Source organism: Micromonospora sp. CNZ297 (assembly GCF_007827625.1).
On record NZ_VISU01000039.1, the window covers coordinates 22,796 to 35,307 of the forward strand.

The 12,512-nt window shown below is 72.0% G+C and carries 11 protein-coding genes and 1 tRNA gene; 11 read left to right on the plus strand and 1 reads right to left on the minus strand.

Features of this window, described 5'->3' with window-relative positions; all coding sequences use genetic code 11:
- Nucleotides 1-250 precede the first annotated feature (250 nt).
- Nucleotides 251-1,981 (plus strand): CTP synthase, encoded by a 1,731-nt coding sequence (pyrG, locus tag FB454_RS33055; RefSeq protein WP_145755600.1) that lies wholly within the window; start codon nucleotides 251-253, stop codon nucleotides 1,979-1,981.
- A 34-nt stretch (nucleotides 1,982-2,015) separates the two neighbouring features.
- A complete protein-coding gene (locus FB454_RS33060; protein WP_013285591.1) occupies nucleotides 2,016-2,621 on the plus strand; it encodes an NUDIX domain-containing protein in 606 nt (201 codons plus the stop codon).
- Nucleotides 2,622-2,684: 63 nt separating this feature from the next.
- Here FB454_RS33060 and FB454_RS33065 read toward each other — a convergent pair whose 3' ends face one another.
- Nucleotides 2,685-2,936, minus strand: coding sequence for a TM2 domain-containing protein (locus FB454_RS33065; RefSeq protein WP_030274369.1), 252 nt, complete (start codon nucleotides 2,934-2,936; stop codon nucleotides 2,685-2,687).
- A 288-nt stretch (nucleotides 2,937-3,224) separates the two neighbouring features.
- On the opposite strand from FB454_RS33065, the gene ald reads away from it, so the two are divergent.
- From ald to FB454_RS33110, 9 genes are all read left to right on the plus strand, one after another.
- Nucleotides 3,225-4,340 carry an alanine dehydrogenase gene (gene ald / locus FB454_RS33070; RefSeq protein WP_013285593.1) on the plus strand — a complete coding sequence of 372 codons (1,116 nt, stop codon included), beginning with the start codon at nucleotides 3,225-3,227 and terminating at the stop codon, nucleotides 4,338-4,340.
- 11 nt (nucleotides 4,341-4,351) lie between these two features.
- Nucleotides 4,352-5,323 (plus strand): site-specific tyrosine recombinase XerD, encoded by a 972-nt coding sequence (locus FB454_RS33075; protein WP_145755599.1) that lies wholly within the window; start codon nucleotides 4,352-4,354, stop codon nucleotides 5,321-5,323.
- Nucleotides 5,324-5,517: 194 nt separating this feature from the next.
- A complete protein-coding gene (locus tag FB454_RS33080) occupies nucleotides 5,518-6,441 on the plus strand; it encodes a ParA family protein (RefSeq protein ID WP_013285595.1) in 924 nt (307 codons plus the stop codon).
- A gap of 41 nt (nucleotides 6,442-6,482) precedes the next feature.
- Nucleotides 6,483-7,562, plus strand: coding sequence for a segregation and condensation protein A (locus FB454_RS33085; RefSeq protein WP_145755598.1), 1,080 nt, complete (start codon nucleotides 6,483-6,485; stop codon nucleotides 7,560-7,562).
- A 4-nt stretch (nucleotides 7,563-7,566) separates the two neighbouring features.
- Nucleotides 7,567-8,571 carry an SMC-Scp complex subunit ScpB gene (gene scpB / locus FB454_RS33090; protein ID WP_145755597.1) on the plus strand — a complete coding sequence of 335 codons (1,005 nt, stop codon included), beginning with the start codon at nucleotides 7,567-7,569 and terminating at the stop codon, nucleotides 8,569-8,571.
- Nucleotides 8,558-9,328, plus strand: coding sequence for a pseudouridine synthase (locus FB454_RS33095; RefSeq protein ID WP_013477403.1), 771 nt, complete (start codon nucleotides 8,558-8,560; stop codon nucleotides 9,326-9,328). Before scpB ends, FB454_RS33095 begins: the two co-directional genes overlap by 14 nt.
- Nucleotides 9,329-9,499: 171 nt before the next feature.
- On the plus strand, nucleotides 9,500-10,180 hold the full coding sequence (gene cmk, locus FB454_RS33100; protein ID WP_013285599.1) for a (d)CMP kinase: 681 nt from the start codon (nucleotides 9,500-9,502) through the stop codon (nucleotides 10,178-10,180).
- Nucleotides 10,177-11,583 (plus strand): ribosome biogenesis GTPase Der, encoded by a 1,407-nt coding sequence (gene der, locus FB454_RS33105; RefSeq protein WP_013285600.1) that lies wholly within the window; start codon nucleotides 10,177-10,179, stop codon nucleotides 11,581-11,583. The genes cmk and der overlap by 4 nt, the downstream gene beginning before the upstream one ends.
- Before the next feature lie 147 nt (nucleotides 11,584-11,730).
- Nucleotides 11,731-11,804 (plus strand) — tRNA-Pro (locus FB454_RS33110).
- Nucleotides 11,805-12,512 lie beyond the last annotated feature (708 nt).

Consider the following 12,512-nt stretch of genomic DNA (forward strand, 5'->3'; position numbering starts at 1 on the left):
GGCACCACATCGGCGAGCTGGTGTCGATCAAGGGCCCGGACCCGGGCCGGACCCGGGCCGGAGGAGGGCCGGGAGAGCGCCAGGGGAGCGCCGGGGGAGGGCCGGCACCGGCCTCACGTGCGTCGACAGCGGGTGCGACGCCGGCTCACGGTCCGGATGGTGTTACCGTGGAATCCCGTGGATCGCGTGATCACTCTGCTGATCGGCACGGCGGTTCGCACGACCGCTACGGACGACACGGGAGCAGGCCTTGGCCCCAACAGCACGGACGACCAGGCACATTTTCGTCACCGGGGGCGTCGCCTCCTCGCTGGGTAAGGGCCTCACCGCCTCCAGCCTCGGCAGTCTGCTGACCGCGCGCGGACTGCGCGTGGTGATGCAGAAGCTCGACCCGTACCTGAACGTCGACCCCGGCACGATGAACCCGTTCCAGCACGGCGAGGTCTTCGTCACCGAGGACGGCGCCGAGACCGACCTCGACGTCGGCCACTACGAGCGGTTCCTCGACCGGGACCTCTCCGGCAAGGCGAACGTCACCACCGGCCAGATCTACTCGGCGGTGATCGCCAAGGAGCGGCGCGGGGAGTACCTCGGCGACACGGTTCAGGTCATCCCGCACATCACCAACGAGATCAAGGCCCGGATCCGCGGCATGGCCGACCCGGACGCCGACGGCCAGGTGCCCGACGTGGTGATCACCGAGGTCGGCGGCACGGTCGGCGACATCGAGTCGCTGCCGTTCCTGGAGTCGATCCGGCAGATTCGCCACGACCTGGGCCGGGACAACTGCTTCTACCTGCACGTGTCGCTGGTGCCGTACCTGGCGCCGTCGGGCGAGCTGAAGACCAAGCCGACCCAGCACTCGGTGGCGCAGCTGCGCAGCATCGGCATCCAGCCCGACGCGCTGGTGCTGCGCTGCGACCGGGAGATCCCGGACAAGGTCAAGGAGAAGCTGTCGCTGTACTGCGACGTCGACCGGGAGGCGGTCACCGCCGCGCCGGACGCGCCGAGCATCTACGACATCCCGAAGGTGCTGCACAGGGAGGGCCTCGACGCGTACGTGGTGCGCCGGCTCGGCCTGTCGTTCCGCGACGTGGACTGGACCCGCTGGGACGACCTGCTGGAGCGGGTGCACCAGCCCCGGCACACGATCACCGTCGCGCTGGTCGGCAAGTACGTCGACCTGCCCGACGCGTACCTGTCGGTGAGCGAGGCGATCCGGGCGGCCGGGTTCGGCCACCGCGCCCGGGTGCAGCTCAAGTGGGTGCCCAGCGACGACTGCGTGACCCCGGCGGGCGCCGCCGCCGCGCTGTCCGGCGTCGACGGCATCGTGATCCCCGGCGGCTTCGGCGTCCGCGGCATCGAGGGCAAGGTCGGCACCGCCCGGTACGCGCGGGAGAACGGCATCCCGCTGCTGGGCCTCTGCCTCGGCCTCCAGTGCATGACCATCGAGGTGGCCCGGCACCTGGCCAACCTCGACGGGGCGAACTCGCTGGAGTTCGACGAGGAGGCCGTGCACCCGGTCATCGCCACCATGGCCGACCAGGAGGACATCGTCGCCGGGCGTGGCGACCTGGGCGGCACCATGCGGCTCGGGGCGTACCCGGCGAAGCTGGCCGAGGGCTCGATCGTCGCCGAGGCGTACGGCAGCACCGAGGTCAGCGAGCGGCACCGGCACCGGTACGAGGTGAACAACGCCTACCGCGACCAGCTCACCAAGGCCGGTCTGACCATCTCCGGCACGTCGCCGGACGGGCGGCTGGTCGAGTTCGTCGAGCTGGACCGCAACCTGCACCCCTTCTTCGTGGCCACCCAGGCGCACCCGGAGCTCAAGAGCCGCCCCACCCGGCCGCACCCGCTGTTCGCCGCGTTCGTCGGCGCCGCCGTGGCGTACTCGCAGGCCGACCAGCTGCCGGTGGACCTGGACGGCGCGTCGAAGAAGGCCGGCGGCGGCGGTGGCGCGAAGGCGTCCGCGAAGTGAGCGGCCGGTCCGCGCGGGCGCGCGGGGAGGCGGCGTGAGCGGCGTCGAGCACCGGTACGAGGTGACCGGCCGCCGGGAGATCTGGTCCGGCCGGATCTTCTCCGTGGTCAGCGACGACGTCACCATGCCCGGCGGCGGCAGCGCGACCCGCGACTACGTGCGGCACGTCGGCGCGGTCGCCGTGGTGGCGCTCGACGACGCCGGTCAGGTGGTGCTGATCCGCCAGTACCGGCACCCGGTCGGCCGGCACCTGTGGGAGCTGCCCGCCGGGCTGATGGACGTCGGCGGCGAGGACCTGGCCGCCGCCGCGCTGCGGGAGCTGGCCGAGGAGGCGGACCTGACCGCCGGGCGCGTCGACGTGCTCGTCGACCTGCACAGCTCGCCCGGTTTCGCCGACGAGGTGGTGCGGGTGTTCCTGGCCCGCGACCTCGCCGACGTGCCGGCCGATCAGCGGCACGACCGGCACGACGAGGAGGCCGACCTCCAGGTGGTCCGCGTGGACCTGGACGAGGCGGTGCGGATGGTGCTGGCCGGCGAGATCACCAACGCGTCCTGCGTGGCCGGGCTGCTCGCCGCCGCCCGCGCCCGCGACACCGGCTTCACCGAGCTGCGCCGCCCGGAGGCGCCGCTGCCGCGCTGATCCGCAAACGACGAGGGGCCGCCCGGCGCACTGCGCCGGGCGGCCCCTTCCGTGCGCCTGTGGTCAGTCGCGCAGAGGGCGTCCCTGCCCGTCGACACCGCCGTTGACGAGGATCAGGATGCCGTCGACGAGGCCCCAGATCGCGCCGAAGCCGCACGTCACGAGCGTGACGATGAGCTGGATGACACCGGTCTTGGTGTCGCCCATGTAGAACCGGCCGATGCCGAAGCCGCCGAGCAGGATCTGAAGCACACCCGCGACGACCTTGCTCTTGTCGGAGACGCCCTGCGGGTACTGCTGATAAGGAGTGGTCATGAGCGGACACAATAGTGATCGGTTCACGTCCTGTCGGCCTCGCCGCTCAGCCGATGGGAAGATGTCATCGAACTTTGTCCTCTCGGCGGATGGCGTCTCCACCGGGCAGTCCGAGGCATGCCTGACACACCGTCAGGACCAGCGGGCACCGGATGTCACAGTGTCGCCGCCCGTGGGCTTCCCACGGGCCTAGACTGCCGCCGGCGGGACAGGCGGACCGCGCCGGCAACGGAGCCGGCGCGGCCGCGCAGTCGGGGGTGAGCCGCCCCGGAGGAAGGTGTCTGCATCGTGAAGGTCGGAATCCCCCGCGAGGTCAAGAACCACGAGTACCGGGTGGCGATCACGCCCGCCGGCGTCAACGAGTTCACCCGCCACGGCCACGAGGTCTTCGTGGAGGCAGGCGCCGGAGTCGGTTCGAGCATCACCGACGACGAGTTCGCCGCCGCCGGCGCGAAGATCCTGGCCACCGCCGACGAGGTGTGGGACACCGCCGATCTGGTGCTGAAGGTCAAGGAGCCGATCGCCGAGGAGTACCACCGGATGCGCGAGGGGCAGGTGCTGTTCACCTACCTGCACCTGGCCGCGTCCCGCGAGTGCACCGACGCGCTGGTCGACCGGAAGGTCACCGGCATCGCGTACGAGACGGTCGAGCTGCCCGACCGCTCGCTGCCGCTGCTCGCCCCGATGTCCGAGGTGGCCGGCCGCCTCGCCCCGCAGGTGGGCGCCTTCTACATGATGCGTACCGGCGGCGGGCGGGGCGTGCTGCCCGGCGGCGTCTCCGGTGTGTACGCGGCCAAGACCGTGGTCATCGGCGCGGGCGTGTCCGGCCTGAACGCCGCCGCCATCGCGCTGGGCCTGCAGTCCGAGGTGCTGCTGCTGGACAAGAACGTGGCCCGGCTGCGCCAGGCCGACGCCATCTACCGGGGCCACCTGCAGACCGTCGCCTCCAACGCGTACGAGATCGAGCGGGCCGTGCTCGACGCGGACCTGGTCATCGGCGCGGTGCTGGTGCCCGGCGCGAAGGCCCCGAAGCTCATCTCCAACGAGCTGGTCTCCCGGATGAAGCCGGGCAGCGTGCTCGTCGACATCGCCATCGACCAGGGCGGCTGCTTCGAGGACTCGCGCCCGACCACGCACGCCGACCCGGTCTACAAGGTCCACGACTCGATCTTCTACTGCGTGGCGAACATGCCCGGCGCGGTGCCGAACACCAGCACCTACGCGCTGACCAACGTCACCCTCCCGTACGCCCTCGAACTGGCCAACCAGGGCTGGCAGCAGGCGCTGCGCAACGACCCGGCGCTGGCGCTGGGCCTGAACACCCACGCCGGCAAGGTCGTCTACGGCCCGGTCGCCGAGGCGCACGGCATGGACGTGCTGCCGCTGGACGAGGTGCTGAGCTGACCGAGACCGCTGTGCGCGCGGCCGGCGCGGAACCCGCGCCGGCCCTGCGCCGTGCGGTCCGGACCTACCTGGACCACCTCACCGTCGAACGCGGGCTGTCCGCGAACACGCTCGCCTCGTACCGCCGGGACCTGGACCGCTACCTCGCCACGCTGGCCGCGGCCGGGGTGGACGACCTGGCGGCCGCCGGGCCCGTGCAGGTCGAGGCCCACCTGGCCCGGCTGCGCGCGGGCGACGACGACCACCCGCCGCTCGCCGTCTCCTCCGCCGCCCGCGCGGCCAGCGCGGTCCGCGGCCTGCACCGCTTCGCGCTGCGCGAAGGGCTGGCCGGCGCCGACCCCAGCCGCGACGTCCGCCCGCCCGCGCCGCCGCGCCGGCTGCCCCGCGCGCTGCCCGTCGACGGGGTCCTACGGCTGCTGGAGGCCGCCGGCCCGCCCGGCGCCACCGGCGACCCCGCCGCCCGCGCGCTGCGCGACCGGGCGCTGCTGGAATTCCTGTACGGCACCGGCGCGCGCATCTCCGAGGCGGTCGGCGCCGCCGTCGACGACCTCGACCTGGACGCCGGAACCGTGCTGCTGCGCGGCAAGGGCGGCCGGACCCGGCTGGTCCCGGTCGGCGGATACGCGGCCGACGCGCTGCGCGCCTGGCTGGTGCGGGGCCGCCCGGCGCTGCTCGCCGCCGGGCGCGGCACCCACGCGGTGTTCGTCAACGCCCGCGGCGGCCCGCTCACCCGGCAGGGCGCCTGGACCGTGCTGCGCAGCGCCGCCGCCCGCGCCGGCCTGCCGGTCGACGGACCCGACGCGGTCTCCCCGCACACGCTGCGCCACTCGTACGCCACCCACCTGCTCGACGGCGGCGCGGACGTGCGCGTGGTGCAGGAACTGCTCGGCCACGCCTCGGTGACCACCACCCAGGTCTACACGTTGGTGACAGTGGAACGGCTGCGCGAGGTGTACGCGACAGCCCATCCCCGGGCTCGCTGAGCGCCGGCGTCGGGACACCCGGCCGGCGGGCGGCCGACACGCCGACCCGCTACCGAACGTGCTGCTGGCCGGTGGCGTACAGTCGGCATCGGCGCGGGCCTCCAGGTACGACGGACCGGGGGTGCGCAGCGGCGCCGCGAGGGACGTCGGACGGCTCCGACGCCGGGTGGTCGTCGGGAGGGGGCAACGAGGACATGGCAGGAAACGGTGACCGTGCCGAGACCTGGACGTCGGAGCTCCGTGAGCAGCAGGCGACGCTCGGTGCCGATCTCGGCCCCGCCGACCCGGCCGCGTACACCATGCGCAAGCCGATCCCCGAACCCATGCCGACCGACCGGCACGGCCCGGCGCGGATCATCGCGATGGCCAACCAGAAGGGCGGCGTCGGCAAGACCACGACGACCATCAACCTGGGCGCGGCCCTGGCCGAGTACGGCCGCAAGGTGCTGCTCGTCGACTTCGACCCGCAGGGCGCCCTCTCCGTCGGGCTGGGCGTCAACCCGCACAATCTGGACCTGTCGGTCTACAACCTGCTGATGCAGGACGACGTCACCGCCGAGGACGTCCTGATCAAGACCGACGTGGCCGGGCTGCACCTGCTACCCGCGAACATCGACCTCTCCGCCGCCGAGATCCAGCTGGTCAACGAGGTCGCCCGGGAGATGGCCCTGGCGCGGGTGCTGCGCACCATCCGCAAGGAGTACGACTTCATCCTGATCGACTGCCAGCCCTCGCTGGGCCTGCTGGCGATCAACGCGCTCACCGTCGCGCACGGCGTGCTCATCCCGCTGGAGTGTGAGTTCTTCAGCCTGCGCGGTGTCGCGCTGCTGCTGGACACCATCGACAAGGTGCGCGAGCGGCTCAACTTCGACCTGGAACTCGAAGGCATCCTCGCCACCATGTACGACAGCCGCACCACCCACTGCCGTCAGGTGTTGCAGCGCGTGGTCGAGGCGTTCGGCGACAAGGTCTACCAGACCGTCATCACCAAGACGGTGAAGTTCCCCGAGTCCACGGTGGCCGGTGCCCCGATCACCACCCTCGACCCGGCCTCCTCGGGCGCGCGCAACTACCGGCAGCTCGCCCGGGAGGTCATCGCCGCCCAGGCGGACCGGTAGGTCGCACGCCGGCCGCCCACCGCGTCGTCTACGGTTTCCCGGTGACCGCACCGCCCCTCGACCCGCCGCACGGCACCGGCGACCCCGCCGTCGCCGCGGAGCTGGCCGCCGAGGTCGACGGTGTGGTGCCCGCCGATCCGGGCACCGCCAAGCAGACGAGTGGCTTCACGGTCCGGCTGGACAACTTCACCGGCCCGTTCGACCTGCTGCTCCAGCTGATCAGCAAGCACAAGCTGGACGTCACCGAGGTCGCGCTGCACAAGGTCACCGACGAGTTCATCGCGTACCTGCGCGCCATGGGCGACCAGTGGGACCTGGACGAGACGAGCGAGTTCCTGCTCGTCGCCGCCACCCTGCTCGACCTGAAGGCGGCCCGGCTGCTGCCCTCGGCCGAGGTCGAGGACGAGGAGGACCTGGCGCTGCTGGAGGCGCGGGACCTGCTGTTCGCCCGGCTGCTGCAGTACAAGGCGTACAAGGAGGCCGCGGCGCACATCGCCGAGCTGGAGGCGGTAGGCGGCCGGCGCTACCCGCGGGCGGTCACCCTCGAACCGCGGTACGCCGAGGCGCTGCCCGACCTGGTGCTCGGCATCGGTCCGGAGCGGCTGCGCAAGCTCGCGGTCAAGGCGATGAGCCCGAAACCGGTGCCCGAGGTCTCCATCGCGCACGTGCACATGGTCCGGGTCAGCGTCCGGGAACACGCCGGCATCATCGCCGACCGGCTGCGCCGCGCCGGGGTCGCCACGTTCTCGCTGCTCTGCGCCGACTGCGAGATGACGCTCGAGGTGGTGGCCCGGTTCCTGGCGCTGCTGGAGCTGTACCGGCAGGGCCTTGTCGCGTTCGTGCAGGAGCAGGCGCTGGAGGAACTGACCGTCCGCTGGACCGGCCCGGTCGACGGCGAGGCGGAGCTGACCGTCGACGAGTACGCCGGCAGCCCCGAACCCACGACCACGTCCGTCCCCGCCGCCCCGGCCGACGCCGCGGCTGCTCCGGCAGACGTTGGCGCCGGGGTGAGCGACGCCGCCGGATCCGCCGCCGTGCCGGGCGACGTCGCCGCAGATGCCGCATCCGACGCCGCCGTGCCCAGCGAGGCGGCGGACGAACACGCACCGACGCAGGAGTGAACGGATGAGCGACGAGGAACGCCGCGACTCCCTGGCCGACCAGGCCGCCGCATGGGTGCCACCGTGGGAGCGCCCCGCCCCGCCCCGGCCCGCCCCGGACGATTCCGACGCACCGGCCGAGCACCCGGACCCCGACATCCCGGACACCACCGATTCCCGGGAAGCAGATCTCGACGCGACACCGGATTCCTCGGCGGATCTTGGAAGCGAAGGGCCCTCAGAGGGGCCCATTCCTTCCAAGATCGCCACGGTTCAGGGGGATCTTGGTACGGGGACGCCCCTCGGAGGGCGGGACCGTACCAAGATCTCGGGAGAGGCCGGGACGGACGACGCCGGGGGAGACGTCGGCCTGCCCGCGCGGGACGCGGCGCCGGGGGCGGGTGGGGGAGCGGGGGCTGAGGGCGTACCCGCTAAGCGAGGACGGCGGCGGGCCGCGCCGGAACCGGTGCCCGCACCGGTCCTGGACGACGCGGAGCTGCGCGGCGCCCTGGAGGCGATCCTGCTCGTGGTGGACCAGCCGGTCAGCGAGCTGGTCCTGGCCGAGATCCTCGAACAGGCCCCCGAGCGGGTCGGCGCGATGCTCGACGAGATCGCCGCCGGGTACACCGCCGCAGGGCACGGGTTCGACCTGCGCCGGGCCGCGGGTGGCTGGCGTCTCTACACCCGGCCGGAATACGCGACGTACGTGGAACGGTTCGTACTGGACGGGCAGTCCGTGCGGCTGACCCAGGCCGCGCTGGAGACGCTCGCCGTGGTCGCCTACCGGCAGCCGGTGACCCGTTCGCGCATCTCGGCCATCCGGGGTGTCAACTGCGACGGGGTGCTCCGTACCCTGGTGGGTCGCGGCCTGGTCGAGGAGTGCGGCACCGAAGCGGACAGCGGCGCCTACCTCTACCGGACCACCACCATGTTCCTGGAGAAGCTGGGGCTGAACTCGGTGGACGACCTGCCGCCGCTCGCCCCGTTCCTTCCCGACGACGTAGAAGAGCTTGCCGATGCGACGCGATGACCGTGCCCCGAAGCCCGACGCCCCCGTGTACGAGGGCGCCGAGCGCCTCCAGAAGGTGCTCGCCGCCGCGGGGGTGGGTTCCCGGCGCGCCTGTGAAGACCTGATCTTCCGGCGCCGGGTCACAGTCAACGGGCGGGTGGCGCAGCTCGGCGACAAGGCCGACCCGGCCCGCGACGTGATCGTCGTCGACGGGGAGCGGCTCCAGGCCGACGTCCGCCTGGTCTACGTGGCGATGAACAAGCCGCGCGGGGTGGTCACCACCATGGCCGACGAGAAGGGCCGCACCGAGCTCGCCGACTTCATCGGCGCGCGGCTGGAGCAGCGGGTCTACCACGTCGGGCGGCTGGACGCCGACAGTGAGGGCCTGCTCCTGCTCACCAACGACGGCACCCTCGCCCACAAGCTCATGCACCCGTCGTACGAGGTACTCAAGACCTACCTCGCCGAGGTGGCCGGGCCGATCCCGCGCAACCTGAGCAAGCGGCTGACCGCCGGCGTCGAGCTGGAGGACGGGCCGGTGAAGGTCGACGGGTTCAAGGTGGTCGACACGCTTGGCAAAACCGCCCAGGTGGAGCTGACCCTGCACGAGGGGCGCAAGCACATCGTCCGGCGCCTGATGGCCGAGGTGGGACACCCGGTGAGCCGTCTGATCCGTACCTCGATCGGTCCGATCAAGCTCGGCGACCTGCGCACCGGGCGGATGCGGCGGCTGACCAACGCGGAGGTCGCCGCCCTGTTCAAGGCCGTGGGTGACTGACCCCGACGATCGGGGTACGGCTCCCGGTAGGCTTCGACGCGGTCCGCGGGCCGGCACACGCCGGCCCGGTGGGACGCCCGCGCGGCGCGGGCATGATTCAAGACGGAACATCCGCTCAACGGCGCCCGGCACACCGGGCGACCCGCGAGGTACGGGCTGAGGAGGACAACGGTGGAGGAAAACGTACCGGCCGGGCGATGCGTGGTCGCTGTGGACGGGCCGTCCGGTTCGGGTAAGTCCACCGTGTCGCGGCGACTGGCCACGGGCCTCGGTGCCCGTTACCTCGACACCGGCGCCATGTACCGGGCGCTGACCTGGGCGGTCCTGCGCTCCGGCGTGGAACTCACCGACGCCGAGTCGGTGGCAAAGGTCGCCGCCGAGGCCGACCTCCGCATCGGCACCGACCCCCAGGGGTACGCCGTGACAGTCGACGGCACCGACGTGTCCACCGCCATCCGCGGCGCCGAGGTGACCGGAGCCGTCTCCGCGGTGGCCGCCGTCGCCGCCGTACGCGAGCTGCTCGTGGACCGGCAGCGGCGGGTGATCGCCGACGCGGGCCGGATCGTGGTCGAAGGCCGGGACATCGGCTCGGTGGTCGCGCCGGACGCGGACCTGAAGGTGTACCTGACCGCCTCCGAGGCGGCGCGCGCGAAGCGGCGCAGCGCCGAGGACGCCGCCGACGTCGCGGCGACCGCCGCCGACCTGGCCCGCCGGGACCGGCTCGACTCGACCCGCAAGGTCAACCCGCTGCAGCAGGCCCCCGACGCGGTGGTGCTGGACACCACCGAGCTGGGCATCGACGAGGTCGTGGCGCGTCTGCGGGACATGCTCACCGAGCGGGGTGCCGCGTGAGCGAGGACTTCGAAGGCTGGGTGGAGTTGCGCGAGCCGGAGGCCGACTCCGGTGAGCCGACCGGCCCGCAGCCCGTGGTGGCAGTGGTCGGCCGCCCCAACGTCGGCAAGTCCACGCTCGTCAACCGCATCATCGGCCGTCGGCAGGCGGTCGTGGAGGACATCCCCGGCGTGACCCGGGACCGGGTGCCCTACGACGCGCAGTGGAACGGCCGGGCGTTCACAGTCGTGGACACCGGCGGCTGGGAACCCGACGCCAAGGACCGTGCCGCGGCCATCGCCGCCCAGGCCGAGATCGCGGTGGTCACCGCCGACGTGGTGCTGTTCGTGGTGGACGCCATGGTCGGCTCGACCGACGTGGACGAGGCCGCGGTGAAGATGCTGCGCCGCAGCGCCAAGCCGGTCATCCTGGTCGCGAACAAGGCCGACAACACCACCATCGAGATGGAGGCGACCTCGCTGTGGTCGCTCGGCCTCGGTGAGCCGTTCCCGGTGTCGGCGCTGCACGGCCGCGGCTCCGGCGACCTGCTCGACGCCATCCTGGACGCGCTACCCGAGGCGCCGAAGATCGTGGAGAACCGGCCGCGCGGCCCGCGCCGGGTAGCCCTGGTCGGCCGCCCCAACGTCGGCAAGTCCAGCCTGCTCAACCGCTTCTCCGGCGAGGAGCGGGCGGTCGTCGACTCGGTCGCGGGCACCACAGTCGACCCGGTCGACAGCCTGGTCGAGATCGGCGGCGAAACGTGGCAGCTGGTCGACACCGCCGGTCTGCGCAAGCGGGTCGGCAAGGCCAGCGGCACCGAGTACTACGCCAGCCTGCGCACCGCCTCGGCGATCGAGGCGGCCGAGGTCGCCGTGGTGCTGATCGACTCCAGCGAGGTGATCAGCGAGCAGGACCAGCGGATCCTCACCATGGTGGTCGAGTCCGGCCGGGCGCTGGTCATCGCGTTCAACAAGTGGGACCTGGTCGACGGCGACCGCCGCTACTACCTGGACAAGGAGATCGACCGGGAGCTGCGACGCATCCCCTGGGCGATCCGGCTGAACCTGTCCGCGAAGACCGGCCGCGCCGTCGACAAGCTCGCGCCCGCGCTGCGCAAGGCCCTGGCCAGCTGGGAGACGCGCATCCCGACCGCGCAGCTCAACCAGTGGCTCACCGCGCTGGTCCAGGCCACCCCGCACCCGGTACGCGGCGGACGCGCGCCACGCATCCTGTTCGCCACCCAGGCCGGGGCGGCGCCGCCGCGGTTCGTGCTGTTCACCACCGGGCCGCTGGACGCCGGCTACCAGCGCTTCGTCGAGCGCAAGCTCCGCGAGGAGTTCGGCTACGAGGGCAGCCCGATCGAGATCTCGGTACGCCCGCGCAAGAAGCTCGGCCCCGGCGGCCGGGGCAAGGCCCACGGCTGACCCCTGGTCGCCGCTTGTTGCCGCACGCCACCCTCCTAGGACGCTCTAGGGGGTGTGGCGCGCGGCGCGGGAGGGGCCTCTGCGCACGGTGCGAAGATCCTGCGCTAAGCTGTACCGGCTGCCGCGGGGGAGACCTGGCGGGGGCATCGGGACGTGGCGCAGCTTGGTAGCGCACTTGACTGGGGGTCAAGGGGTCGTCGGTTCGAATCCGGCCGTCCCGACCGGTTGACCTGGGGAGATGGAGATCTTCCCAGGTAACGGCGGTAACATCCGGTAACGAATGATCTTTGATGGCGGTAACCGTGCCGCGGGTTGAGGTCGTTCCCCCTCGGCGTTCACCGGCTTTGGCCTGCGGCTCCGCGCCAATGCCGGATGGGCCGGCATGTTGCTTCCTTGATTTCATATCGAGTGCCTTAGGTGTCGGCAGCTGCCACGACGCCGGGTGAGTGGTGTAGAAGCTGGCCCTGTGCCTGCCGAGGTTTCCATCCAGGCAGGTCAAGCGGCATGTCCGTACTCATGGAGGATGCCACCGAGCCGGTTACGTCGGTGGATGTGCAAGGTGGGCGAGCGTCCGGGGCGATGATCGGTTCGGGCAGCGGAGCGAGTGGCCGGGCGTTGGCGCGGTCCGTCCCGGCGGCGACGGCAGAACTCGGCTCACCTATGCGGGATTACCCGCCGGTATCAGCCATATCGTTCCGCACTGGAGCCGGCCCCGCAGGTTGATGACGTGCGGGTCGTTGCCCGGGTCAGCCAGGATGTGCTTGTGAACGACGAGCGGGCCCCGTCGTGGTCACACAGCGATGTGGGGCAGGGTCGCCCTGCCAGCCTTGAGCTCTAGGCCGTGTTTCGTAGGGCGTCGGTGTTGGGGCGTGGCGGTGGTCGCTAATTGAAGAGGTCTCCGGTAGTTGGTTCAGCGACCAAGCTAGAAC